This window comes from Pseudomonas sp. SIMBA_067, assembly GCF_046534675.1.
GTDB lineage: Bacteria > Pseudomonadota > Gammaproteobacteria > Pseudomonadales > Pseudomonadaceae > Aquipseudomonas > Aquipseudomonas putida.
Genome location: NZ_JAWRYH010000393.1, coordinates 1 through 274, shown reverse-complemented (window position 1 = coordinate 274; position 274 = coordinate 1). Strand labels below are relative to the sequence as shown.

The 274-nt window shown below is 61.7% G+C and carries 1 pseudogene; it reads right to left on the bottom strand.

Annotated elements, in window-relative coordinates:
- Nucleotides 1-274 (bottom strand): annotated as a pseudogene (locus SB765_RS29585) (DNA mismatch repair protein MutS); the annotation flags it as partial.

The window sequence follows — 274 nt, the reverse complement described above, 5'->3', positions numbered from 1 at the left end:
CCAGCAGCTGGTTAAGTTCCGGCAGTTGCTGAAACGCATGACGCATGCGAGCCAGATCGCGCGGACGTGCGGTGCGCAGGGCCAGGCGAGCCAGGATTCGCTCCAGATCGCCAACCTGACGCAGCACCGGTTGCAGCACGTCGCTGAGATTTTGTAGCTCAGCAATCGACTCCTGACGCTGGTTAATGATGCGCGCATCGCGCAGCGGCATATGCAGCCAGCGTTTCAGCATCCGGCTACCCATCGGGGTGACCGTTTTATCCAGCACCGCCGC